Below are 25,602 nucleotides of genomic sequence, written 5' to 3' on the forward strand. Positions count from 1 at the left end.
CCTGCGGATTTTATGGGTATGTTAAGTTATGGGGTTGTAGATGAAGGAAATGTTAAGTGGAGTTGTCTCTAACTACCTCACCAGGACTTTCCTGACCTGCTGATTGTCGGTGCCCGGATTTACGTTAAGATAGTAAGCCCCTGAACTTAGCTTCGGCAGCGGCTTCCGCATGAAGGTTTTTTCGTTTTTCCAAAAGATGGAGAAAAAGGTCCTGAATGGAATCCTTCACAAATTCCTGATCGCGGGAGAATTTCGAACCGTAACGAAAAAGCATCCGGAAATGGAGCGACATAAGCTACTCAAACGCTGCTACATCTCCTGCCAGGCGACCTGATCATCTGACGCTTCGGGAGATTGGGAATGTAGTTTCATAGGATTACAAGATTAATCAGACTTAGTCCAATTTTCCCCCTATGACCCCGAAAATTTTTGTGAATCAGGATTTTGGCATTGACTTGTTGCGCTGTTTAGTCAACCAAAATGCGTTTCTTGACTTTTTCCTCGCCCGAAGTGATCTCTAAAAGGTACAGTCCCCGATTAAAATTATGCAAGGAAATATTTAATTTCTGTTTTCCATAAAATGGCGCGAAGGCCCTGCGTGTCATAGTTGAGCCATCCATATCGAGCAATCTGATAATAACTGGTTTCCGGCCATTGCTGCTCACTTCGGCCTGAAGTTTTTCACTAGTCGGATTGGGATAAACCGTTACGTCCAATAAGAAATTTTCGGATTCTTCAGTGGCTTCGGCCGCTGATATGCGCGTGCTACTATTACATCCGCCCGTTATTGTTTTTGAAAAAGAAGCAGTACATCCGTCGCTGGTAATAGTGACGGTGTAAATGCCAGGGGATGTGATATCAATGTACGGCTTCGTTTCGCCGGTGCTCCATACATAGGTAGGATTAGGGGCTGTGGTCTTGGAATTCAACCTAATTGTTGGCCTGGTACAGCTCAGTACCGTTGAAGCGCTGGTAACCGTTACGGTAGGAGCGGTGGTGTTTCCATTAATAATTTTAGTTGCGGTCGCAATGCACGTACCGCTGGTCATCGTGACTGCGTAGGTACCAGCTTCGGTAACGTTGATTTCCGCAGTTGTCTCACCCGTGTTCCATTTGTATTTTGGACTATCGGACGCAGTGCTTGCAGTAAGTTTAACTGATGGTTGTGCGCAGCTCAGCGTATTTAGGCCACTGATCTGTACCGTGGGATCTCCTGTGCTTCCTCTTATCACTTTGGAAAAGGAAGCCGAGCATCCACCGCTGGTTACAGTTACCGTGTATGTTCCCGCAATTGTAACGTCAATAAAAGGCGAAGACTGACCGGTACTCCACAGATAAGTAGGATTTGGAGCGGTTGTCCTCGCATTAAGCCTTATTGTTGATCTGGTACAGCTAAGTACGACAGATGCGCTTGTAATATCGACGGTCGGTATAGCCCCTTCACCCGAAACCGTTCTTGTAGCAGTAGCCGTGCATGTTCCGCTTGTCATGGTTACCGAATAGGTCCCTGCGGCAGTTACATTTATCGTTGGCGTCGTCTCGCCGGTACTCCATTTGTATTTTGGATTATCGGACGCAGTGGTTGCAGTGAGCTGAACGCTTGGTTGCCCGCAGGTCATGTTGGGTCCTGTAATGCTAACGGTCGCAGCTCCGGTGGTACCTCTTATCGTTTTTGAAAAGGTAGCAGTGCATCCACCGCTGGTTATAGTAACCGTGTAAGTTCCTGCTTCGGTCACGTCTATATAAGGGTTTGTGGCACCTGTATTCCACTTATAAGTTGGGTTTGGCGCAGTCGTACTGGAATTGAGTCTGATTGTTGATCTGGTGCAACTCAATACAACAGAAGCGCTGGTGATGGTGACGGTTGGTGCATTAGTCATCTTTGTAACCGTTTTCGAAGCAGAAGCGGCTGTACAACTCCCGCTATTCATAGTTACCGTATAAGCGCCCGCCTCAGTAACCTGGATAGTGGGGGTGGTCTCACCTGTGCTCCAGTTGTAGGTTGGGTTATCGGAAGCTGTATTGGCAGTCAGGGTGATGGCGGATTGTCCACATACAGCTTCTGACCCCGAAATACGGACCTCAGGCTCAGCACTGCCCTTTATTACTTTTGAAAAAGTTGCGGTACATTCACCACTGGTCATGGTAACCGTGTAAGTTCCGGCTGTGGTGACTGTGATAGATGGTGTCGTTTCGCCTGTGCTCCATTTGTACTTGGGATTTGGGGCGGATGTGTTCGGATTGAGTTTTATTGAAGGCCTGGTACAAGTTAGTACGGTTGATGCACTGGTAATAGTGACCGACAGGGGAGCAGTGCTGCCTGTAACTACTTTAGTGACCGACGTAGTGCACGTCCCGCTGTTCATTGTAACTGTATAGGTTCCTGCGGTGTTCACCTCAATAGCCGGCGAAGTTGCACCTGTGTTCCACAAAAAAGTTGGGTTTGGAGACGTCGTAGTTGCCTTGAGAATAGTGCTGGTTCTGGCGCAGCTCAGCACGGTCTCGCCGCTGACGTCCAAAGCTTTTGCCCCCGTTACTACTTTTGACGAAGTAGCGGTACAACCCTGGCTGGTTATGGTGACTGTATATGTTGCCGGCGTGCCAACATCTATTGACGGCGTCGTTGCTCCTGTACTCCATTTAAATGTAGGGCTGGGAGCAGTTGTAGTGGCTGTCAGAGTCGCTACCGGATCGGCGCAGGAAAGCAAGTCGTTGCCGGTAATGCTGACAGTTGGCTGATTGCCGTTTCCTGTAATGGTTTGTGAAGATGAACCGGAACATCCTTCGGAGGTTATAGTCACAGAGTAGGTTCCTGCTGTCGCCACCGTAATAGTCTCTGTTGTTGCGCCGGTGCTCCACTGATAAGTCGGATTAACTAAACCGTTATGGGACTTCGCAAATAGTCTCATAGTCGGCGTTCCACATGTCAATTCAGTCGATTCGCTCGCAATATAAGCTTCAACTGGAGTTGTCCGGCCATAGACATACTGCGAAGCTGTCGCAGTGCAGTTTCCGCTCGTCATCGTCACCGAATAAGCTCCTGTAGAAGTAACGGTGATTGACGGCGTCGTTTCGCCAGTGCTCCACAGATAAGTTGGATTAGGTGAGGTCGTGGTTGCTGTAAGAGTAGTGCTGTTGTTGGAGCAGCTTAGCGGAGTATACCCGTTGATCTTTACAGCAATCTCAGGTCGGTTTGATGTCACCACTTTGGTGGCTTTTGCGGTACAGTTTCCGCTTTTCATAGTAACCTCATAGCTTCCTGGTGTACTTACTGTTATTGTAGGCCCGGATCCTCCCTTATTCCAAGTGTAGCTAGGATTGGAGGCGGTTGTACTCGCTGTCAGGGTAACATTGGGGGCGGCGCAGCTTAGCAATGTGTCACCGGAAATACTTGTAGTAAGGGGAGCAGGGTTTCCGGTGACTACGGTCGAAACTGTGGTGGAACAGGCTCCACTGGTCATAGTTACGGTGTGTGTTCCGGGCGTTCTCACACCAATAGATTGATATGTCTCGCCCGTGTCCCATTTATACTTAGGATTTTTTGCGGTGGTACTTGCAGTTAGCGTAACGACTTGGGTACTGCATGTGAGTGCAGGCGCTGAACTTGAAACAGTAAGCTTGAGTGGTGCTGGGTTACCGGACACCCCCGAATATCCTTTGACCGAACAGGTCCCGCTGGTCATAAGTACATCGTAATTTCCCGCTGCTGTAACAACGATAGATGCCGTGGTGGCTCCGTTGGACCAGCTGTAAGTGGGATTTGGAGAGGTAGTATTGGCAGTAAGCGTCACGCTCTGCTGGCTACAGCTCAATACGTCTGGTGTCCTTGTAAAAGAAACGGAACATCCTGTACTCGTGTAAACATGCAGATCATGATCCTCTGTTTCTCCGGAATTATAAATTCCGCACGGGTCATCAGGCACTACCTCGTAGGCAGTTACGACGCGCATCCTTATACGTCCCAGCGTCAAATTTGCCGGAATCTGCATCGTGCCTGAAAACGGCCCGGCAGCGGGCTCCGGTGTGCTGTAGGCAACTTCGTCTGCTTCGAAAGTGCCGTTTCGGTTTTTATCAAGCCATACTTTGACGCCCGTTTTCCGAGTACTGCTGATGCGCTGGCCACTGATGGTCACCGTCTCTCCGGATGTAACTGGACGGTAGCTGGAAAATTTGTTATAACCGTCTGTAGAGCAACCGGTTGACAGTCCGTTCTCACCACTTCCATTGATCAGAAGCGTGTTGAGCCCATCCCCCGCACATCCATTCAGATACGTAGGGCGGCAGTTAACGGCGTCATTTTGAACGTATAGAACATAGTCTTCTGTTTCGCCATAATCGTAGGCACCGCAAGGATTATTTGGGTCGGTTTCGTAAGCCGCCATAACTCTTACGGATAGAGGTCCGTCGCTCAAAACAGGTATTTGCAGGGTTCCTGAGATAGAAACTTTTGTGGGAGAATTGGAGGAATAGACTTTTTCATCGTTTTCATAAATTCCGTTCCGGTTTTTATCCATCCAGATTGCCACATTAGCAGCAAGTTGATTATTCAAAAACAAGCAGATGAAAGGGGTGTTTTCACCCGGTAATACGGAGGTACCAGCACCGAAATAGCCGTATCCGGCTGGCGAGCATGCCGAATTGTTACTCAAATACTTGCCACCAATAGCAAAGTTCTTTATACCATGTGCATCAGAGCAGCCATGGACATAGGTCGGCTGGCAACTGGCTGCTAATGTGTCAAGTCCTGATATAGCGTTGTCAAATGTTGTTTCGGCTAGCAAAGGGACTTCTATGCAGCAACAAAGTCCTACAAGCGCAATCGATTTTAGTAGAAATCTGCCCATTGATTGTTTGTTTAATATGAAGGCTAAGCACCGGGTAAGCCCCTGAAAAATTATTTAATCATAACCTTCCTGACCTGCTGACTCTCTGTTCCCGGATTTACCCTGAGATAATAACTACCCGCATCCAGTTTCGGCAACGGTATGGTTAATGAGGTCTCCAGACCCGGGAAAGAACTGCTGAATACTTCAATTCCCTTTTGGTCGACCAGTTTAACTGAATTTACTGCATCTGGTGACTCAATAAAAATAAGGTTTTGAGTAGGATTGGGATACACAAGAAGATCAGCAACTTTCATTTGTCCGCTGGCCGTAACAATCCTACTATACTCAAAACTATCATCTGTATCGACCATTTTTAGCCGGTAGTATTGCTTTAATAAGGATGATGAAACATCTGTGTAACTATACGATCCACCCAGCTCATTCCCCCTTGACGCGACATTAGCCAGGTATTTAAACCCTTGTCTGGGATCTTCGCTGCTCTCAATTTCAAAATAACTGAAATTAATTTCTTCGGTAGTTTTCCAGGTAATGCGATTTCCTTCCGGCGTGGATTGTGCTTCGATGGATTCCAACTTGACGGGCATAGCGTCATCAGCTTCCGACAGGGAAAACGTTCTTTCATCAATTCCAAAGTACGGCGGCCCCTGCTCATAGCTTGGAAAGACATATGTGAGAATCCACTTTTTATCAAGGTCGTCCCAGGATAGGTTAGGTTTTAATTTGTAAGCCCTGCCACTGGTAGTCATTAGTAATCTTAGATTTTCCTTTCCCCTGGTATCCGTTGGATTTTGCGGTAACTTAACTTTGCCTTTATAATTGTCAAAGTCACTCTGACTAAAATACAAAATAAGCTTTGGCGTGTCGAAATCGTCACTGACGTATCCTCCGGTCATTTTATAGGTCCGCACATTGTTCACAAACCGAAGCTGGGTGGTAATGACGGCATCATTGTAGGCCGTGCCATTAATATAACCGACTTTGAAACAGCCATTTTCAATGTAACCGCAACGCGAGCAACTTCCATCACCGAAGACGCCATGAATCTGTGTGCTGAAATCCATGTCGGAGAACGGCAGTCCTCCAACGGTTGTAACGATCTTCGCAGATGTGGAAAGGGGAATATTAATACAATTGACTGCGCTGGCAGTAACGGTCGTTTCTCCCGCAAATGTTGGCACAAATGTTACCAATCCGGTGTTGATATCAATTTGGTTCCCCGCCGCAAGGCTCAGATTATCAAGCGAATATTGTATCGACTTATATTCCCCGTAGCTGCCTGCCTGATAACTCAAAATTTGTCCTTGCTGACAGCGCTGCTTAGTGCCGCTCAGGTTCAGGGTTCGCAGATCGACCAGATTATCATAAAGCCTACCGTAGATTGTAAAGTCGTCCAAGTGCATCTGGTGGCTGCCGCTGCTGATAGGGTGTGATATTTCGATCGTAACCTCACCGGTTAGGCCTGAGATCATCTCCGCTATTGGGGACCGTGACCAGGAAGCGGTGGTTTTAAAGTCGATGATGGAACCGTTGACTTTCATAGTATAATCACCAGCGAACACAAATAACGAGAAATCTGTGATGTCCAGTTTTTTACAATTCGGTATTTTCAAATTCAAGATAAGAACGGGAACCTTGTCATAGGATTCCAGTTTAAGGACTGTGCTCACATCCTCACTGCTAAGGATGGACAAATTTTCGGAATTACCCGACCACAGGGAAGTTAAACCCGGGGCGATTATGTCAGGAGTAGCTAGCTGGGCCTCGCTAGGGGGATTGCTAAGATTTTCAAAAGTATGTCTATAAATGATATCCCCTCTGACGGTTAAAATTTTACTATATCTGAAAGTATTGTCAGCGCAAACCATTTTCAGCCGGTAGTGCTGTTGCAAGGCGGCAGTTGGAATGTGTGTGTAATTATAATTTCCCCCTAGTGGGTTTTGGCCGGATGGGACCGTAGCAAGCTTTTTAAAACCTTGTAATGTATCCTCACTGTTTTCTATTTCAAAATGATCAAAGCTAGTCTCTTCTGAGGTCTTCCATGAAAGGACGTCGCCCTCAGCAGTCCTGGCGACGGCGATGGATTCTAGTTTGACAAAAGGAGTCCCGGCATCGGCAAGGGTGATCTTGAAGTTACTTGACGGCCAGGGCTCGGCTAAGCCCTGGTTGCTGAATGCATAACTGATAACCCACCATTTTCCGGCTTCATTCCAGGAAACGACAGGCTTAAGTTTCTGGACCGGATTGCTGTTGGATGGACTTACCGTTTGGATGATTAGTCTCAGGTTCTCCTTTCCCTGTTCATCCGAAGGACCCGTCGGTAAGGAAAGTGTTCCCTGATAGTGATCGAAATCACTTTGTCGAAAGTACAAATCAAAACCAGGTCTGGCGCCAGCCGCTGTGTTTGGACTTCCTTTGATTTCAAAATTCCGCACTCCGCCTTCGAAACGAACCTTCGCCGACGCATATCTACTTTCGAAACCGCTCTTATAAATTGTCCCGGCGGTCAAACAAGGATATTTCGAATTTTTTAAATCACCACAGTCAGTGCAATTGTTGACTATAGTTTTTGTTTGAAAATCCATATCTGTCGAAGATGGCCCTGAAGGTATGGTCATGATATCGATCGTTTTTGTGAAAGTCTCGTTCGCACAGCCCAGAGCGATTGCTGTCAGCGAGACTGTTCCGGCAAATGTGGGGGGATAAGTCAGATAAGCGCCACTTACCATGGTTACGCCGGCAGCCTTGCTGGCAGCATCCATCTCGTAGCTAATCGATTTATAAGGAGTGCTCAGGTTCGCTGTATAAGTCACTGAACCGGCACCGGGACAACGTTCCAGTGGTATACTACTCGAATAGGGGAACTTGATAGCTGACAGGTTGGAAGTTGCCTCGGTTATCTGACCTTCTATTGTGAGATCATCAATGCTGGATAGGGTGCCAGGATGTCCCGAATCAACCGTAATTTCTATTCGAAAAGCCTTAGGTGTATTCTGAATAGCTGAAATGTTAACTTTTTTTATTTGCTTCACATCGGTGTAAGTGTTGCTCGTACCACCAACGGCCACTCCATACGCCTCACCATTGAGCCTGATTGAAAAGTTAGCATTATTGCTCGCAAACCCCTTAAATGATATGCTGCTGACCGCTAGTTTTTTGCATACAGGCATTTGAATCTGCAAAACATAAACCGCCGTATTCCCACTAGCAGTAATCGAAAGCGCCTTTTGTCCGGCGTCTGTCCGGGTGCGGTACAGAAGTCCCGAGTTCAGGAAAATATTGGTCAGGTCGGGATGGATAATGTTGGGGCTGCTCAGTTGTGCATCCGTGGGAGGGTTGTCGAGATTTTCGAAATTATGCTGGAAAATAATCTCTGCCCCGAAGGAAACAGAAATCGAAAGGAACCAAACACAAACCAAAACCAGCCTCAGAAGGGCGCCGGGAGTAAAAATTTTCATAATCGAACGTTGAGTGTCCAGTAAATATTGAGGAAACTAAGTTAAATAAAATGCCGGATACATATTGTACCGGCATTCGAAAAAATAACCCGAAACTTATTTACCGTAACCGCTTAGTAAGATATTCTACTTTTGGTAACGCCCAGCTTACCTTCGCGCTTACCGGATGGTGGTCGGATAGTGGTTCCCCGGCTTCATTGCTGAAAAGATCATTTTCCAAGTGGTATTCCGATGTTTTCAGAATGAGCTCGTTACTGCTGCGGTAAAGTATTTTATCGATGGTCTCTGTCGAATCCGTGATGGAGAGGATATCCGAAGGGGGAATGTTGCCGGAGGATTCGGGGAGTAGTCCGTTGCGTTTGTGCAGGATCCAGGCGTCTTCCAGGCGGAGGTCGTCGAGTAGGATTTGGAGGTTGTCCAGACCGTATCCATAATGGGCGTTGAGATCTCCCATGACGACCACTGCTTTTCCGGCTGAATGTTTTTTGATATAACCTGACAGCTGGATGATGTTATTGCGCCTCGCTTTTGCTGCCGAAGGATGGTTGTAAGCATTGGCGTGAACATTGTAAAAATCAATAAAGACGTCCCGTGCCACTTCCAGCCGGCTGTACGTAAAACCTTTCGGGGTAAAACAGTCGGCACCGGTGCAATCGGTCCATTTAATCCTGCGCATTTCGCGGATAGGGTATTTGGAAAGGGTATTCAGGCCGTCGCCGAAGGGCACTTTACCTTTGCTGCTGGTGCGGAATGTGTGGGTGTTCCGGTTATAAAGGTTTCGGTTATAGTTGAAATCTTCCTGGACATGCACGACGTCGAACCGGTTGAGTCTCAGGCCTATCTCGGTGATGCTGGGTGCACGCTCGGTTTTGGCGCTGGAAATGATCTGCGGCAAGCCGGCCACGTTATAAGTGATCACTGAAAATTCGCCGGAGCTCGCTGAGTCCAATACGGGAAATCCGGCGGCTAAATCGGGCAATACTTTTTGGTTCGACTCATTGCCTGCCCAGAAAAGGGGCAGTACTAAAAAAATCCACACAGCCCGGTTCAGCGAGCGGCGTTTAGCAGAAGAAGTGAGCATCCTGTCGTTTACTTGGTTGCACGAAATTAGCGTGGCAATGTGAACGGGATTATCATGCAAGATTAAGGATACGTTAATAGTTTCGTTTTTCTGTAAAGAGAAAGGGTCGGAAGGGTCAAAAGGTTAACGAAGGTGGTTTGCATGTAACCCCTTAACCTTTTAACCCTTTCACCTTTATCCTTTCCAACCTTTCCAAATTTCTTAACCCTCCCTTCACATTCACGAAACATTGCACACCTACATTCGCAGGGATGGAAAAAATAAGAGTTGCCTTCTTTGCCGAGATCCTGATCGCCGATTTTGACGGGGCTGCAAGGACCATGTTTCAGCTTTTCGACCGAATTGATGCCGAAAGATTTGAATTTCTCTTCATTTGTGGCTCCGGACCTTCGGATATCGGAGGTTTTGAGTGTGTACGGCTCCCGACGGTCCAGATTCCTTTTAACAAAAAATACAAAATAGCACTGCCCTCGTTAAGTGCTGGAAGCATCCGCGCAAAACTGGATGAATTCCAGCCCGAAGTGATACATATCGCCACGCCTTCGCCTATGGGGCACTTTGCGCTGGAATATGCGTCTCGAAATGCAATCCCGGCTGTCACGATCTACCATACGCACTTCATCAGCTATATCAACTACTACCTTAAGTACCTTCCTTTTCTGATCGCACCAGTCGAAAAGCTGGCGCAAAACAGCCAAAACCAGTTTTATGACGGTTGTGAAAGGGTGTATGTCCCTTCTGCAAGCATTGCAAGGGAGCTCGGAAAAATGGGAATGGCGCCTCAAAAGATAAAAATATGGAAAAGGGGTATCGACGCCGGCTTGTTTTCGCCTTCCAAAAAGGACGAAAATTACATGCGGCAACTTACCGGAAATGATCTTCCGACGGTACTTTTCGCCAGCCGACTTGTCTGGGAAAAAAACCTGGAAACCCTGATCGCCATTTACCAGCTGCTTCGCAAAGAAAACTTCCCTTGTAATTTCGTTGTCGCCGGCGACGGCATTGCTTTCAGGGAATGCCGGAGACGGATGCCGGGCGCTATTTTTACGGGAGAACTGGACCATCGGGAGTTGTCGGTATTATATGCATCGGCATCCGTTTTTGTTTTTCCTTCCGTGTCTGAGACATTCGGGAATGTGGTACTGGAAGCCATGGCGTCCGGGCTGGTGCCGGTGGTGGCCGACGGAGGCGGTAGCAGGGATTTTATCAGTAACGGTGAAAATGGGTACAAATGCGAGCCTAACGATGCTGCCGAATATGCCGACAAAATCAAGCGGGTGCTGGGCAATAAAATTTTACAAACGAAATTAGCCGAAAATGCCATACGGCACAGCAGCAACTACAACTGGGAGGAGTTGGCGAAGATCTATTTTGATGATCTGGCAGCATTTGCGCAGGCTGTAAACGAAGAAATCCAGGCTTGAAAATCCGACCATTTTATATCAAATCTTTCAAAGTTCTGCTCCTGCTGAGCTTTGTCGTCATCTTCTGGCAATATATCAGGAGAACCAACCTTAGCGAAGTACTTCCCGCAATTCGTCGGGTAGGGGCTGGCTTCGGATACATCATTGTTACGACCTTCGCTGCTTATTGGTTTGGGACCTTGGGCTGGTGGTATTGCCTGGGCGGTTCCAAAGCCAATATTTCCAAATGGCGCTTGTTTGCGGTCCGGCATGTTTGTGAAACGGTCGGCATTCTTAACCCAGCCAGTTTTGCCGGCGCGGACATGCTGAAAGTCATCGTACTGAAACCATACGCCATAGCCCGTGAAGCCGTCCTGACTTCTGTTATTATTTCCCGTATATCGGTAGTTGGCAGTCAATTGATCCTGATTTCCTTCGCGACGATCTGGTTGCTGATAGAGCGTGATCTGGAAACCCCTTTCCTGTCGCCGGTTATCCTGGTTATGTTGGTATTCGCCGCTCTCCTCGCCATGGGGACGATCATTTACAAATTCATTGCGTCGGGTTTGGATAAGACCTCTCCATCCGACATCATTGAGAAAAATACAAGATTGGGACGTCTCAAAACCAGGATCAGAAGCGCCAGGCAAGATCTGTACGTGTTTTTTCTACACCACAAAAAGGATCTGTTGATGTCCTTTCTTTTTTCTGCGCTCCACTGGATCGTCGGCTCGCTCGAATTTTTCATTCTGGTCAGCTTACTGGGCTACGACATTTCGGTAATGGACGGGCTTTTGCTGGATATGGGCGTTATCCTGTTCAAATCGGCCGGTGCATTTATTCCGGGGCAGATCGGGGTCGAGGAAATCGGCAACAAAATGATGCTTGGCCTGATCGGTATCAGCAGCGCATCCTTGTGGCTTTCGGTATCGGTATTGAGGCGGGCGCGGCAGGTTTTCTGGATACTGGCCGGAGCCTTGTTTTATCTGGTATTCATCCGCAGGAACAACCTGTATCCTTCTGCCGACAATGGAAGTATTGTTTATAAGCCATAAATTTCCTCCGGCCATCGGAGGCATGGAGAAGCAAAGCTATGAGCTGATCACCGGCATGGAACGCTATTGCAAGGTGCACAGGATCGTTTATGACGGCCGGGGCGGTATGCTCAGATTTTTCTTTTCATTGCAGAAAAAGATCAGGCAGGCCTGTAAAGACCATCCCGGCATTTCGGTAATCCATTTTAACGACGGTCTGCTCACGGCTTTTTGTTCCTGGCATCGAGGATACCGGCATTTAAAACGCACCGCGACCCTGCACGGGCTGGACGTGGTGTTTCCTAGCAAAATCTACCATAGGTATATTCTTCCGCGTTTCAATCACCTGGACAAATTAATCGCCGTGAGTCATGCAACTGCAAATCGGGCAGTAGCATTAGGGCTCAATCCCCAAAGGCTGACAGTGATTCACAACGGTGTGGACCCTCAGCCGACGCTTGTAGCGAAAACAACCGGAATTGCAGAAGTGCTGGCTGGTTTTGACATTCACTACCTCGGCCAATGCATTCTGGTTGCTATGGGCCGGCCGGTCAGAAGGAAGGGTTTTTCCTGGTTTATCGAAAAAGTAACTCCCTTATTGCAGGGTGATTTCTTACTGTTACTGATCGGCCCGTTTGAGCAAAAACCAACATGGGCGGAGCGTTTTCTTTCCGTATTGCCAAAGGATCTGCGCGAGAAACTGATGTTGTTTCTGGGTTTTCCGTCCGACAACACCCGGCTCAGGCAATTGCTGCGGAATCCGGGTATTGCAAACTCCGTCAGACATCTGGGGCGCCTGCCCACCGAAAAAGTGAAGGATATCCTGGCCGCCGCCCATGGATTTTTAATGCCCAACATTCATGTTGAGGGGGATATGGAAGGTTTTGGGCTGGTTTGCCTGGAAGCTTCCGCATTGGGGTTGCCTGTATTTGCCGCCGATATCGACGGAATTCCGGATGCAGTACAAAATGGAAAAAACGGCTTTTTAATTCCAAGCCAAAACCCGCATGCATGGGCAGAACGGCTCAATCGGGTGATCGCCAGTCCCGAAAAAGAGAAAAGACAGGGCGAGGCGTTCAGGCAGTTTACGATGGGGCACTACCATTGGGATAAAATGGTCAGGGCCTATTATGAATTGTTTGCGTCACTTTAAAATACATCATTCTTTCTGTTTCAACTGAGTACTTCATGAAATCTCTTCATTGCATTGCCTTTTTGTTTTTGTTCATTCCATTTTTTGTGCGGGCACAGACCAGCCACCCTTATACAGCAGCACAGGCACATTCCCACAATGATTATGAGCAACATATACCGTTTTATTCTGCTTATTATCAGCAATTCGGTTCCGTAGAGGCCGATGTGATCGTAAGGAATGATACCCTTTTTGTGGCGCATCAGAAAGCAGATATGCGGCCCGACAGGACACTGAGCAGCCTGTACCTCAATCCATTGGCTTCGATGATCACAAAGAACAATGGCCGGGTTTACCCGCAAACCGGACAGACGATCCAGTTATTGATCGATTTAAAAACATCCGCGGCCGAGACGATGCCCGTATTGGTTAAAGAGCTGAGAAAATACGAACAGATACTGGTGCCGAAAGGACCGGTCAAAGTTGTTTTGAGCGGTAATTCACCGGTACCCGCTGACTTTGAAAAATACCCGGCTTATATTTTTTACGACGGTCGGCCGGAGATTCAGTACACCGCTGCTCAGCTTGCCAGGGTAGGACTGATCAGTCAGTCATTTTCCAATTATTCCCGCTGGAACGGAAAGGGTATCCTGATTGAAAAAGACCGGAAAGCCATCGAAAATGTAATCGGGCAGGCGCATGCGCAGGGAAAGAAAATCCGTCTCTGGGCGACGCCGGACCAGATCAATGCGTGGAAAATGCTCATGAACCTGGGTATCGACTACATCAATACCGACCACGTGGAAGAACTGGGCGCTTACCTCCGCAACCGCCCCGGTTCGGAATACATAGCCAAAGAGGCTTACAAACCCTACGAACCCACCTATCGTAACAACGACAGCCGCACGGAAGTGAAAAATGTGATTTTGCTCATTGGCGACGGTATGGGCCTTGCGCAAATTTATTCGGGCGTCACGGCCAACCGTGGAAACCTCAATTTGACTAAAATGCTGAATATTGGTTTTTCAAAAACCAATGCATCAGATAGTTATATCACTGATTCCGCCGCTGGTGCCACAGCCATGGCGATAGGCGAGAAAACCAGGAACCGGGCGATTGGCGTGGATAGCAATTTTGTGGCGATACCCAATCTGCCCGACAAACTGAAAATTTTCGGAGTCCAATCGGGCCTTATTTCCGCCGGCAGCATCACGGATGCGACGCCCGCAGCGTTTTATGGGCACCAGCCTTACCGTGAGCTCGAAGACGGGATCGCTCATGACTTTCTCAAATCCCCGGTAAGTATCCTGATCGGTGGAGGAGCCGCGAAATTTACAAATGGCAGGGTAGCTGATTCCCTGCGGCTGAAAGGCGTGCAGTTTTCGGAGAAATGGGCGGATCTGGATCAGATGACAGCACCTTTTGTATTGCTGGACGATTCGAAAGTGGTTTCCGTGGAGAAAGGCAGGGTAGATTTCCTGATTCCCGCGTTGCAAAAAACCTTTCGCTCCCTGTCCCCGAACAAGGCAGGCAGCTTTATCATGGCCGAAGGCGCGCAGATCGATTATGGCGGCCACGCAAATCTGGTTTCCTATGTTGTGACCGAAATGCTCGATTTCGACAAGCTCGTGGGCGAAGCCATGCGTCTGGCCGATCTGGACGGAAAAACGCTCGTTGTGGTCACCGCGGACCATGAAACCGGCGGCCTTACGCTATTGGACGGCGATATCCGGAAAGGATATGTCGACGGCCATTTCAGCACGGGCGACCATACCGCGATCATGGTGCCCGTCTTTGCATACGGACCGCATTCCCTGGATTTCAGGGGCGTTTACGAAAACACGGCGATCTATTCGAAAATTCTCTCCGTTTTTGAAAAATACCGGAAAAAATAACGGCCTGTTATCAAATTGTTATGGATGAAAAATGCCCAAACCAACAGGCAGTTTTCCATGTTTTTCCCTTCGAAACCGCAGTTACGACTGCTCTGACACCTGCAATGGAAATCTTTAACTGGTAACTTTTTGGTACAGATGAAATCCGGTAAACTTTCTTACCAGGTCGACCATTTTAACAGAAACTTTGAGGATAGGCCCAAATTGCTTTCTGTAGTGATCCCGCTGTTTAATGAACAGGACAATGTACTGCATCTTTTGAGGGCAATCAGGCAGGCATTATCAGGATATGATTATGAAATTATCGCGGTCGACGATGGTTCGTCCGACCAGACGGTGCAACTGCTCCGGCAGGATCTGGACGAAAGACTGAGTGTGGTGGTACTGATGCGTAACTACGGGCAAACCAGCGCGATGGCAGCCGGAATCGCGGCTGCGAAAGGCAAATACGTGGCTACACTGGACGGCGACCTGCAGAATGACCCAGAAGATATTGTGCGGCTGCTGGTGCGGGCTATGAACGGAAACTGGGACATTGTAGCCGGGTACCGCGCCAATCGCCTCGATGGCTGGCTTTTCCGGAGGCTGCCGAGCAGGATTGCCAATTGGATGATCCGTAAGCTCACCGGCGTGCATCTTAAAGACTACGGATGCACTTTGAAAATATTCAAAAGGGAAGTAGCTCAAAACCTGGGACTTTACGGGGAATTGCACCGCTTCATCCCGGTACTTGCCCATATCATCGGCGCCAAAATGACCGAGTTGCCGGTCAGGCACCACCGGCGGCTTTTCGGGAAATCCAAATACGGGCTCGGGAGGACGACCAGGGTAATGAGCGACCTGCTGCTAATGCTCTACATGCAGCGCTGGGCAAAGAAGCCGATCCACCTTTTCGGCCTGATTGGCGGTGTTGCGACGCTGGCGGGCTTCTTAACCGTTCTTTACCAGGGTGCGGGTTTCGTTTTCATGGGACATTTTGATAAAATCTGGGTGCTGTCGGGCCTGATGCTGCTCTCGACGGGAACAGTGATCGTCCTGTTGGGTTTGATGGCGGAAATTCAAATGCGGATTTATTACGAAGGTTCGGGAAAGGTACCCTATCTGGTAAGAAGGATATTTCGGAAGAAAGAAAGCGCTATTTCGGAGGACTTAGAATTTAATCAATGAAACAGCCGGTTTATCTTCCATACGTGTACGTAGCCCTCATTGCGGTCATTTATTTTTTGGGTTTGCAGGTGCCGCTTTTCGACAACGACAGTGCGCACCATGCGTTGATCGGCATGCATATGTACCTGACGGGCGATTATGTATCGCTTATTGATCAGGGCAAAGACTACCTGGATAAACCACATCTGTTATTCTGGCTTTCAGCACTTGGCGACGAGTTGCTGGGGGTGGGCACGTGGTCGTACAAGTTGCCGAGCATTATCCTGGCCGCTCCGGGTATCTACGCGACTTTTCGGCTCGCTCAAAGATTTTATGGCCGCCCTGCCGCGATCCACGCCGTTTTGATCCTGGTCTCTACACAAGCCTATATACTGGCCCATAACGATGTACGGATGGACGCGATCCTGTTGTCTTTCATCATTTCGGCAACCTGGCTTTTGTATGAATACATCCTTACCGACCGGACCGACCGGCTGGTCACCGGGACTTTGTTCCTGGCCCTTGCATTTGCCACCAAGGGGATGGCAGGCGCGGCAGTACCCGTTATTGCGGTGGGATCGCAGGTGCTATATACCCGCAACTGGCGTTTCATCCGGTCGCTGCGCTGGCTTTGGGCCGTACCGCTGTTCTTTGTTTTTATCAGTCCGGTATTGTATTGCTATTACTTGCAATATGATCTCCACCCGGAAAAAGTAATCCGGGGCATGACCCATATTTCGGGTGTTTTATTCATTTTGTTTTCCCAGAATACAGAACGTTTTCAGGGTGTAAACTGGGGGAGTTCCGGGGCAGACGATCCTTTCCTGTTTTTTCATTCGTTGCTCTGGGCGTTGCTGCCTTGGTGTTTGCTGGGATATTGGGCCGTTTTCAGGAAAGGGTCTGAATTGTTCCGGACGAGATTTGCGCCAGTGGCTGGAGGAGAGGTGATGAGCTGGGCGACTATCGTGATCATGTTTGCTATCCTTTCTTCCTCCCATTTCAAACTGCCGCATTACCTGAATATCCTGTTCCCGTTTTTTTCGATCCTGATCGCAGGGGAACTGGGGAAAATCAGGGCTGGATCTGCGGAGGGTAAATGGGCGATGGCCGTGCAGCAATTTGTGGCCGTTACCATGGTGCTGTCGGGGTTGTTCATTAACTTTTATCTTTTTCGAGTCAAAGCGGTGAGTGTTGTGGCGCTGAGTATGCCGGCCCTTGCGCTCCTAGTTTACGAATGGAGGTTTAACAAGAACCTGACGGACAGGTTGGTTAAAGTTTCGCTGAGTGCCTCATTGTTTGCAAATGTCCTGATGAACGGGAATTTCTACTTTCAGATCCAGGATTACCAGGCGGGGTATCACATTGCGGCGAGAATCAGGAAAATGGAAATCCCGGAAAACAAGGTTTTTATCCTTGACTGGGCGAGTCCGAGCATGAACTACTATTCATCCTACTTTTTCAGTATCGCAAATGCGAAGACATTCGCTACCGAAACCGATTTTTGGATAGCTGGCCCAATCGGGCATATTCATGAACGCGCCCATGAAACGGGGCTGGAAATAAGGGAATCCTATTTGTTCCCCGATTTTGACACTGCTAAATTACGGGCCGGTTTCGTGAACCCGGCAACCCGGCAGAAAGCCTGCGAAAATATCGGGCTTGTCCATCTCAAAAAGATATGAGATTGATGCAGTACTTAAAATGGGCGGCAAAGCTCCTGGGCACGGCGCTTTTACTTTATTGGGTTTTTGTCCAGACCGACAGGGAGAGCCTGGCCAGGGCGATCGACGGGGCTGACAAGCTCACGTTTGCCTGGGCTTTTTTGCCCTACCTGGCGTCCCGGGTGGCCGGTTCATTTCGTCTGACGCTCATTTTGAACCAGTTGGGTGTGCCTTTGTCGAAACGGACCGGGCTTCTTTTGAACTGGGTGAGCATGTTTTACGGCATGTTCCTTCCGGGCGGACTGGGAGGCGATGCTTATAAACTGATCGATCTCAAACGGCGCTTCCCGGGCCAAAGTTCAATGCTGTTTACCCGCGCCTTACTTCTGGACAGGCTGACGGGTTTTATTGTCCTCGTGGTCCTGACCATCCTTTTTTCGCAGTTTTACTTCCCGGGCACATTCCGGGTTTTAGCATTGATATCGGTTATTCTGATTGCCCTGGCTTCCTGGTGGGCCATGCGGCGCTGGTTCGCTGTAATTTTGCCCAAACTCGACAGCCTTTTTTTTCTATCCCTGTTGGTACAGGTAAGTCAGATCGTCAGCGTTTGCATCCTGTTGTATGCTGTACAGGTTTACGCCGATTTTAAAAAGTATAACCTCCTTTTCCTGATCTCGTCCGTGGCGACCATCTTCCCTATCAGCATGGGCGGGGTGGGGGTGCGGGAGGTCGTTTTTCTGAAAGGTTCGGAATTATTACAGATTACCACACAGGCAGCCGTGGCGGTGAGTGTGCTTTTCGACATCATCGTTACACTCACTGCCGTTACCGGAAGCCTGGCCATTCTCATTCATTTTCGCAGGAAAGCAGCGTTTGGTTCCGGACACCCGGATTTTCCTAATCCCTGATCAGCACGAGCGCGCCCATTGGTACGGCCTGTTCTTTCAGGAACGACAATTCCACTTTCGGTGTCGGATAAAAGGCTTGCATGACGAAGGCCTGTAATCTCTCGTCGACCATCCCGCGCAATGTCTCGCCCAGATGGGAGAGGCCGCCTCCCAGGATCAGCACATCCGGATGGAACAAATGCGTTACATGCGATAACCCCCAGGCAATATGCCTGCTGAGTTTGTCCAGGATGCCGATGGCCACAGGGCAATGTTCTTCGAAAGCAGGTATGAGGTATTTTGCCTCACCCCCGCGGGCTGTCGATGCTTTGTGCAGTTTAGCAAGATGGCTTTCAGGATTTTGCATTACCGCTTCCCGGATCTGGGCATCAATGGCCCAGCCTGAGCAAAGGGATTCAAAGGTTGCTCCTTCGAGCGTCATCCGCAGCTGCCCGATTTCAGCTTCACCAGGATGGCGACCGTGGTACAGTCGTCCGTCCTGCACCAGCCCGCCGCCGACACCGCTGCCGAGTGTCATATAAAAAACCGTCTGATGTCCTTTTCCCGCCCCATAAAAGGCTTCCCCCAACGCGGCCACATTCGCGTCGTTATCAATCCTGACCGGCACGCCGAATACATCGTGCAGCCAGCCCGAAAGGTCAAAATCCATCCAGCCCGAAATCTGGTGGGAAACACCGATGCGACCGCTCTGCGCATTGACCGGCCCCCCAAAACCCACGCCCACACCACTGAGCAATGTTTTTCCGGAGATTTCACCCTGGATATTTTTAATGTGATTCAAAATCCCTTCCGAACCTTCCTCCTGATCAATGGCTACCCGCCATTGATCCACAATGACGCCCGAAGAGGAGTAAATAATTAACTGCAGCTTAGTTCCGCCTATCTCGATCGACAGGTAATTTGGGTCACTCATGAAAATGCTTTTGAAGAATATATTTGATTACAATACGTAAAAGGCCCCACGCATGGCTATTTTACCACGGGTGAAGCCCTAACTTTTTTGAATAACCGGACCACTACTTGTTCAAATGTTCCCTTACCGCTTTCGCAGAGGTGCCGGCTTTTCCGACAGCCTCTTTCAACGCCTCTTTGGAAACCCCAAGTGTTTTGGTCCAATAAGAAACCTCGTAATCCTCATTGATGTTGATCCGGCCGCTATCCGCAGGCCCCTGTTTGGTTTTGTCATCAGCCATGTCTGCGATGGTTTAGTGATATGAACCTGATGATAAAAACCGTACCGCGGCCAAAACCGGTGCTAATGCCGGATCGTGATATGTCTCACGGTTTCTGTTTTACCGTTTCCGATCCTGATCAGATAGAGACCTTCGGGGATATTTTCTAATGGAACGGATACCTTCTTTTTGTGGGTAGTCTGAAGTTCCCTGACACACTTTCCGCTGTTATCATAAATTCTGATCGGGATTGGCTGGTCTGGCAAGATACCCTCGCTACCTTCGCTTTCAATCGTGATCATATGGAATGCAGGGTTGGGATATACATTGTATTTCAAGGGTTTTGGCGTTTCGATCACCTCAACGCTTTCGCGGCGGGCGCTTTCAGAAGCCGAATCTTCAGGCAAGCCGAGAACAAGTACCGTGTCTTCCTCAAATGTTGAAAAAACCGGTTGTGGGGCGGCGTTCGGTTTGGTGACTGTTAATTTCTGCGTTTGAATACTGGCTGGCTCATAAAAATCATTGCCTGCCTGCGATGCGGTAATGATCGTGGAGCCGGCTTTGAGCATGTGAATTTTCCCGTTCAAAATCGTCGCTACCGCAGTCGTGCTGCTTTGATAGGTTACCGGCAATCCCGAGCTGGCTGTTGCGCCGGGAGAAAAATCGGGCGCTCCGACGACTTTGTTGGGCAAGGCTTTGAAGGTGATGGTCTGCGTGGCTTTTTTGACCGACAGCATACGACTTACCGTAGGGGCGGCACTATAAATTGCGTTTCCGGGCTGTGAGGCAACGATATTGGTAAAACCCTTTTTGAGGATATGGATTTTCCCGTTCACGACCGTAGCTACCGATTTATCGCTGCTCGTGAATGTAACAGGCAGTTTCGAGCTTGCACTGGCCACCAGTGTGAAATCCGGGTCCCCCACCAGTTTGTCCGGGATCGCCTGGAAGGTGATGGTCTGGCTGGTTTGTTTGACTACCAAGGTTTGATTGACTTTTGGCGCTGCCTGAAAACTGGCGTCTCCGGTCTGGGTAGCACCAATGGTAGTGAGACCTTCTTTGATCACATGAATTTTGTTGTTCACAATTGTCGCTACCGCAGGATCACTGCTGGTATAAGTAACTTTGAGCCCTGAGCTTGCGACCGCGCCAGGGTCAAAATCTGCTACACCAACCAGTTGTGTGGGAATGGCCTTAAAGGTGATCGTTTGATCGCCTTTTTTGACCGTCAGCAATTGGGCAACTTGGGCTGCTGCCAGAAAAGTCGCGTTCCCATTTTGGGTTGCCGTAATCGTAGACGTGCCTGGTTTAATCAAATGCACTTTGCCATTCACCACTGTCGCGACGTCGGGATTGCTGCTGGTGTAAGAAACTTTGAGTCCCGAGCTGGCGGTTGCACCAGGGTCGAAGTCCGGTGTCCCCATCTGCTTTGCAGGAATTGCTTTGAATGTAATGGTCTGTACCGCTTTGGTTAAGGTCAACTGTTGGGCGACATTGGGAGCCGCATAAAAGGATTCATTTCCGGCCTGTGAAGCGGTAATCGTTACGGTCCCTGCCTTAACGATATGTACTTTTCCGCCGACGATCGTGGCGACGGCCGGATCACTGCTGGTGTAAGAAACTTTGAGTCCTGAGCTGGCGGTTGCACCAGGGTCGAAGTCGGGTGTCCCTACCTGCTTTGCAGGAATTGCTTTGAATGTAATGGTCTGTACTGCTTTGGTTATGGTCAATTGTTGGGCGACATTGGGAGCCGCATAAAAGGATTCATTTCCGGCCTGTGAAGCGGTAATCGTTACGGTCCCTGCCTTAACGATATGTACTTTTCCGCCGACGATCGTGGCGATGGCCTGATCACTGGTGGTGTAAGTAACCGAAAGGCCCGAAGTGGCAACCGCACCGGGTGTAAAATCTGCTTCACCAGGCGCTTTGGGGGGAATAGCCTTGAAGGTGATGGTTTGAGTTCCTTTATTGACCGTCAGTGGCTGCGACACAGTGGGAGCGGGTGCAAATGATCCGTTTCCGGACTGAGAAGCGACAATAGTGGTAATACCAGCACCGACAAGGTGGATCTTTCCGTTGACGACGGTTGCTACGTTGGCATTACTGCTGGCAAAGCTTACGGGTAGGCCAGAACTTGCCTTAGCTGCCGGCAAAAAATCTGCCGCACCAAACGTCTTGTCGGCAAGCTTGTCGAAAGTGATGGTCTGCGGTGACTTGACTGTGAGTGTCTGAGCGACATTGGCAGCGGCGTTATAGGCATCGTTCCCGGCCTGCGAAGCCGTTATTACAGAAGTTCCAATACCTACGATCCGTATTTTCTGACTGACAATCGTTGCCACGGCAGTGTTGCTGCTGGTGTAGGTTACTGGTAAGCCCGAGGATGAGGTAGCTGCTGGCGAGAAGTTGGCCGACCCGGTTATTTTTACTGGTAAAGCCGCGAAGGTGATCACCTGGTTGTCTTTGCTAACCGTGAGTTGCTGGGCAACGTACATGGCTCCGAAATAATTTTCATTTCCACCCTGAAAAGCAGTAATGGTTGTGGTACCAGTCCCGACAATGTGAATTTTCCCGGCCGCGATCGTCGCAACCGAGGTGTTGCTACTGGTATAATTAATCGGAAGCTGTGAGGAAGCCGTTGCGCCCGGATCAAAATCGGCGGTCAGAAATGGCTTGGCGGCGATGGGGGGGAAGATAATCACCTGCCCCGCTTTACTGACTGTGAGCAATTGCAATACATCAGATGCGGCCGTGTAGGCCGAATTTCCGGCCTGGGATGCAGTGATGTAAGTTTGTCCCACGCCGTAAATACGGATCCGGCCATTGACAATACCGGCAATCGCCGGGTTGCTGCTGCTGAACGAAACCGGAAGCCCGGAACTAGCTGATGCCACAGGTGTGAAATCGGCAGAACCATAAGTCATCGCTGGAAGAGGGTTGAAGGTAATGTTCTGGCCTACAACACCACTGATCTTCTGGATGGTGGCACCCGTGAAATTGTAACCGCCCACTTGCGAACATGATCCCGAAACGGCGATTCGTATCCAATCTTTCGGAGGTGTGGAGCCGCAGACGTTAACAATGGTTCCGATCGGGAGCCCGTCTATTTTTTTTATAGTCTTGCCAATGTAGTGATACCCGCCGACCTGCGTGCAATAACTGGGCTTCACAGCAGTTGAAACCCAGCCTTCGGGTACATCGGAACCACAAATATCAAGGACGGTTCCGGCTGGCGCGCCTTCGATTTTTCGGATGGTTTTTCCGATAAAATGATAGCCACCTACCTGTGTGCAGTAGTTGGGTTTAACCGCGGTTGAGATCCAGCCTGCCGGTACGTCAGAGCCGCAAATGTCCAGAACCGTCCCGGTTGGCAGCCCTTCAATTTTCTTGATTGTTTTTCCAATGTAATTATAGCCGCCCACCTGGGTACAGTACTGGGGGTTAACACCAATTGAAATCCAGCCAGCCGGTACATCCGAGCCGCAGATGTTAAGGACAGTTCCGGGCGCAAGCCCGTCAATCCGCATAATTGTGCGGCCGATGTAGTGATAACCTCCGTTAATTGCGCAATAGGATGGTTTCACAGCTATCGATATCCAGCCAGCCGGTACATCGGACCCGCAAATTTCCATTGTCTGGGCATTGACGAAGAATGGAGCGGCCAGTATGACAAGTAATAAGTACAATTTTCTCATGAGCGGTTTGCGGTTGATTGTTTCAGAGGTATATAGCACCGGACCGCCTGTAGGTAACAGCTTTCGGAAAATTATTTTCGGAATTTTTACTACTTACCAAATCGCGAATCAGTCATTAGAGGAACCAACCGTTAAATAAGAATTGGAATGTTTTAGTTTTTTATGGATTTCCTCATACTATATTTGGTCATCACAAATGTAAGGCGACCCACTCTCTTCATTCGTCTACCCACTCTTCAAATAGCATATCGGTCAATCAGCAGGATCCGATTTTTATTGCGGGCTAAAAATATTTGATCTTCTGTGTTACCCGATTTGAGTTTTTCACGACTAACCATTTGCAGCGGCTTACACATCTCATCGTTTGCAGGCCAGGGAACCAGGTACATCGGGAGTTTGAACATTACTTTGCTAAACACAAATCGTTACCATGCTGGAAAATTGTCTGAAAGAAATCGTCACCCGTTTTAACGACTTTGTGCTTCTGCCCAAGACGGTACTCAACGGCGGAGGGTCGGGGATCCTGGAAACACTGGTCCTCGCCGATATCGCAAGGCACGAGAAACAGCAGGAGACGGACGATACCATGCAGGACCGGCTGGTATTGACGCTCATCAGCCTGGAAGAAGAGAACAGCCTCAAAAACAATTATCCGGTACGCCAGGAACAATCGGTGGCGATTTTTCAGAAACCAGCCCTGCATTTGAACCTGTATTTGCTGTTTTCCGCGAACTTCAAATTATACAGCGAGGCTCTGAAACATCTCGGACTGGTTTTACAGTTTTTTCAGGCCAACCAGCATATTACTTATACCGACGAATTCAGTAACACACACAAGCTGACGTTTACCATTCATAACATCGGTTTTGAGAATTTGCATAACCTGTGGACGGTTCTCGGAGGACATTCCATGCCTTCGGTACTTTACAAGGCCAGGCTGCTTTATGTGCAGCAATCACCGCTGACCGGTGCAGATGTGATCACACAGATCGATAACGTAGAGCATCTTAATTGATGCAAGGTTAGTTTCGTAAAAACGCTGATTGATATGCTTCATATTGAATATCAGGTGCTATGCTCCGTTTCGTTTGAGCATGCCTATTACCAGAACGGCAGGAGCAATGATTTCACGCTGGTGCCGACCAGGTCGTGTTCGGAAGCATTGCAGCGGCACGGGCTCGTCCTGCGCCATGCCGCCGACCGCACAATGATCATGCGGAAGATGGACGGGGGCGCTCCGGAAACGGCATTGGACGCTGCGGTTTGTTTTACGTTCCTGGTGTACCTGAACAACCCGCTTTTATGGAATGTGAGCCAGTTCTCCTGGGAAGTCAACCCGCAGGAAATGGTTTCGGTGAAGCAATTTTACCTCACTAACCTTCATGAGGCCGACGGGCAGCTGCTTCCCAGGCTGACCAGGGACGAAAAATTGTCGGAAAAGGACGCTTTGCCGCGTGTCAGTACCGAGCGATTCAATGTGGATGTAGCAAAGGGCCAGGTGGACCAACTGTTAATCGATCAGCTTTTGCCCGGAAGGAAATGGCAGCCATTGCCGCCGGTACCTGTTAAGCCGGACCAGGAAATGGCGGAGATCAGCCTGCCGGGACCCGGCCTTTACCGGCTGCCGCCCGAGATTGCAGGTGAATCGCCACCAGTTTTTCTCGCCAATGATGAGGTTGCAGGTAGCAGGCCGTTCTTCGGGGTGATGGATTTATACCTTGACCAAACCGTAAATCCCGGGACAAATTACATCACGTATATTCAATACCGTAAGTTTGGCTGGCAGTATGTGCTGGTTGATGTCAAAAATAAAAAAGTGCCGTACGGGACCAGGGACGATATCAAACTTTCTTTTGCCAGGCACAGCAATGACACCGAGTCGCCCCAGGGGGTAAAATTTACCCGGCTGGAAGAAGCCGAACTGGGCGAGAAGCTTAAAACAACGATCAGACAAATGATGGACAGTAACAAGGATTCCATCGAAAATGTGTTTGTATTCGCCAGCAACGTCCCGATCCCGATCCTGGAACACCGCCCGCCTGTGGTTGAACTGAGCATCAGAGGAAACAGCAATTTTGCCAAGCTGCCCGTGCCCGACATCTCGACAGTCAATATCAGGGGCGATCAATCGCTGATCTATTTTAATATCTAACATCCGTAAACACTTAAAAAGAAT

The 25,602-nt window shown here is 49.1% G+C and carries 16 protein-coding genes; 9 read left to right on the forward strand and 7 right to left on the reverse strand.

Features of this window, described 5'->3' with window-relative positions:
• Nucleotides 1–124 precede the first annotated feature (124 nt).
• From AC1XUF_RS16115 to AC1XUF_RS16130, 4 genes are all read right to left on the reverse strand, one after another.
• Nucleotides 125–292, reverse strand: coding sequence for a hypothetical protein (locus AC1XUF_RS16115; protein ID WP_483342845.1), 168 nt, complete (start codon nt 290–292; stop codon nt 125–127).
• A gap of 175 nt (nt 293–467) precedes the next feature.
• Nucleotides 468–4,844, reverse strand: coding sequence for a GEVED domain-containing protein (locus tag AC1XUF_RS16120; protein ID WP_483342846.1), 4,377 nt, complete (start codon nt 4,842–4,844; stop codon nt 468–470).
• 50 nt (nt 4,845–4,894) lie between these two features.
• Nucleotides 4,895–8,302, reverse strand: coding sequence for a T9SS type A sorting domain-containing protein (locus tag AC1XUF_RS16125; RefSeq protein WP_483342847.1), 3,408 nt, complete (start codon nt 8,300–8,302; stop codon nt 4,895–4,897).
• A 100-nt stretch (nt 8,303–8,402) separates the two neighbouring features.
• Nucleotides 8,403–9,383 carry an endonuclease/exonuclease/phosphatase family protein gene (locus AC1XUF_RS16130; protein ID WP_483342848.1) on the reverse strand — a complete coding sequence of 327 codons (981 nt, stop codon included), beginning with the start codon at nt 9,381–9,383 and terminating at the stop codon, nt 8,403–8,405.
• 251 nt (nt 9,384–9,634) lie between these two features.
• Between AC1XUF_RS16130 and AC1XUF_RS16135 the strand changes: the two genes are divergently transcribed.
• The 7 genes from AC1XUF_RS16135 (at nt 9,635) to AC1XUF_RS16165 (ending at nt 18,562) form a co-directional block, all read left to right on the forward strand.
• Nucleotides 9,635–10,807 carry a glycosyltransferase family 4 protein gene (locus AC1XUF_RS16135; RefSeq protein WP_483342849.1) on the forward strand — a complete coding sequence of 391 codons (1,173 nt, stop codon included), beginning with the start codon at nt 9,635–9,637 and terminating at the stop codon, nt 10,805–10,807.
• A complete protein-coding gene (locus AC1XUF_RS16140) occupies nt 10,804–11,841 on the forward strand; it encodes a lysylphosphatidylglycerol synthase transmembrane domain-containing protein (protein WP_483342850.1) in 1,038 nt (345 codons plus the stop codon). Before AC1XUF_RS16135 ends, AC1XUF_RS16140 begins: the two co-directional genes overlap by 4 nt.
• Complete coding sequence (locus AC1XUF_RS16145; protein WP_483342851.1) at nt 11,816–12,973, forward strand: glycosyltransferase family 4 protein; 1,158 nt, start codon at nt 11,816–11,818, stop codon at nt 12,971–12,973. Before AC1XUF_RS16140 ends, AC1XUF_RS16145 begins: the two co-directional genes overlap by 26 nt.
• Before the next feature lie 35 nt (nt 12,974–13,008).
• Complete coding sequence (locus tag AC1XUF_RS16150) at nt 13,009–14,847, forward strand: alkaline phosphatase (protein WP_483342852.1); 1,839 nt, start codon at nt 13,009–13,011, stop codon at nt 14,845–14,847.
• 138 nt (nt 14,848–14,985) lie between these two features.
• On the forward strand, nt 14,986–16,014 hold the full coding sequence (locus AC1XUF_RS16155) for a glycosyltransferase family 2 protein (protein WP_483342853.1): 1,029 nt from the start codon (nt 14,986–14,988) through the stop codon (nt 16,012–16,014).
• Nucleotides 16,011–17,675, forward strand: a complete 1,665-nt coding sequence (locus tag AC1XUF_RS16160) for an ArnT family glycosyltransferase (RefSeq protein WP_483342854.1) — start codon at nt 16,011–16,013, stop codon at nt 17,673–17,675. The genes AC1XUF_RS16155 and AC1XUF_RS16160 overlap by 4 nt, the downstream gene beginning before the upstream one ends.
• A gap of 5 nt (nt 17,676–17,680) precedes the next feature.
• Entirely contained in the window at nt 17,681–18,562 is an 882-nt protein-coding gene (locus tag AC1XUF_RS16165; protein WP_483342855.1) for a lysylphosphatidylglycerol synthase transmembrane domain-containing protein, read from the forward strand.
• On the opposite strand, the gene AC1XUF_RS16170 is transcribed toward AC1XUF_RS16165, so the two are convergent.
• The 3 genes from AC1XUF_RS16170 to AC1XUF_RS16180 form a co-directional block, all read right to left on the reverse strand.
• Entirely contained in the window at nt 18,552–19,475 is a 924-nt protein-coding gene (locus tag AC1XUF_RS16170; RefSeq protein ID WP_483342856.1) for an ROK family protein, read from the reverse strand. The genes AC1XUF_RS16165 and AC1XUF_RS16170 overlap by 11 nt on opposite strands.
• A 103-nt stretch (nt 19,476–19,578) precedes the next feature.
• Entirely contained in the window at nt 19,579–19,755 is a 177-nt protein-coding gene (locus AC1XUF_RS16175; protein WP_483342857.1) for a DUF3606 domain-containing protein, read from the reverse strand.
• 62 nt (nt 19,756–19,817) lie between these two features.
• On the reverse strand, nt 19,818–23,426 hold the full coding sequence (locus AC1XUF_RS16180) for a T9SS type A sorting domain-containing protein (protein WP_483342858.1): 3,609 nt from the start codon (nt 23,424–23,426) through the stop codon (nt 19,818–19,820).
• Between the two features lie 430 nt (nt 23,427–23,856).
• Here AC1XUF_RS16180 and AC1XUF_RS16185 point away from each other — a divergent pair, with 430 nt between their 5' ends.
• Together AC1XUF_RS16185 and AC1XUF_RS16190 are read left to right on the forward strand one after the other, a co-directional pair.
• Nucleotides 23,857–24,441: a Pvc16 family protein gene (locus tag AC1XUF_RS16185; protein ID WP_483342859.1), complete on the forward strand. Its 585-nt coding sequence runs from the start codon at nt 23,857–23,859 to the stop codon at nt 24,439–24,441.
• A 33-nt stretch (nt 24,442–24,474) separates the two neighbouring features.
• Complete coding sequence (locus AC1XUF_RS16190) at nt 24,475–25,578, forward strand: hypothetical protein (protein ID WP_483342860.1); 1,104 nt, start codon at nt 24,475–24,477, stop codon at nt 25,576–25,578.
• Nucleotides 25,579–25,602 lie beyond the last annotated feature (24 nt).

Source organism: Dyadobacter sp. HNCC25DJ185, assembly GCF_056895195.1.

Coding starts and splice junctions, on each gene's coding strand:
- AC1XUF_RS16115 (WP_483342845.1), bottom strand. CDS start 292: ATGTCGCTCCATTTCCGGATGCTTTTTCGTTACGGTTCGAAATTCTCC.
- AC1XUF_RS16120 (WP_483342846.1), bottom strand. CDS start 4,844: ATGGGCAGATTTCTACTAAAATCGATTGCGCTTGTAGGACTTTGTTGC.
- AC1XUF_RS16125 (WP_483342847.1), bottom strand. CDS start 8,302: ATGAAAATTTTTACTCCCGGCGCCCTTCTGAGGCTGGTTTTGGTTTGT.
- AC1XUF_RS16130 (WP_483342848.1), bottom strand. CDS start 9,383: ATGCTCACTTCTTCTGCTAAACGCCGCTCGCTGAACCGGGCTGTGTGG.
- AC1XUF_RS16135 (WP_483342849.1), top strand. CDS start 9,635: ATGGAAAAAATAAGAGTTGCCTTCTTTGCCGAGATCCTGATCGCCGAT.
- AC1XUF_RS16145 (WP_483342851.1), top strand. CDS start 11,816: ATGGAAGTATTGTTTATAAGCCATAAATTTCCTCCGGCCATCGGAGGC.
- AC1XUF_RS16150 (WP_483342852.1), top strand. CDS start 13,009: ATGAAATCTCTTCATTGCATTGCCTTTTTGTTTTTGTTCATTCCATTT.
- AC1XUF_RS16155 (WP_483342853.1), top strand. CDS start 14,986: ATGAAATCCGGTAAACTTTCTTACCAGGTCGACCATTTTAACAGAAAC.
- AC1XUF_RS16160 (WP_483342854.1), top strand. CDS start 16,011: ATGAAACAGCCGGTTTATCTTCCATACGTGTACGTAGCCCTCATTGCG.
- AC1XUF_RS16165 (WP_483342855.1), top strand. CDS start 17,681: ATGCAGTACTTAAAATGGGCGGCAAAGCTCCTGGGCACGGCGCTTTTA.
- AC1XUF_RS16170 (WP_483342856.1), bottom strand. CDS start 19,475: ATGAGTGACCCAAATTACCTGTCGATCGAGATAGGCGGAACTAAGCTG.
- AC1XUF_RS16175 (WP_483342857.1), bottom strand. CDS start 19,755: ATGGCTGATGACAAAACCAAACAGGGGCCTGCGGATAGCGGCCGGATC.
- AC1XUF_RS16180 (WP_483342858.1), bottom strand. CDS start 23,426: ATGAGAAAATTGTACTTATTACTTGTCATACTGGCCGCTCCATTCTTC.
- AC1XUF_RS16185 (WP_483342859.1), top strand. CDS start 23,857: ATGCTGGAAAATTGTCTGAAAGAAATCGTCACCCGTTTTAACGACTTT.
- AC1XUF_RS16190 (WP_483342860.1), top strand. CDS start 24,475: ATGCTTCATATTGAATATCAGGTGCTATGCTCCGTTTCGTTTGAGCAT.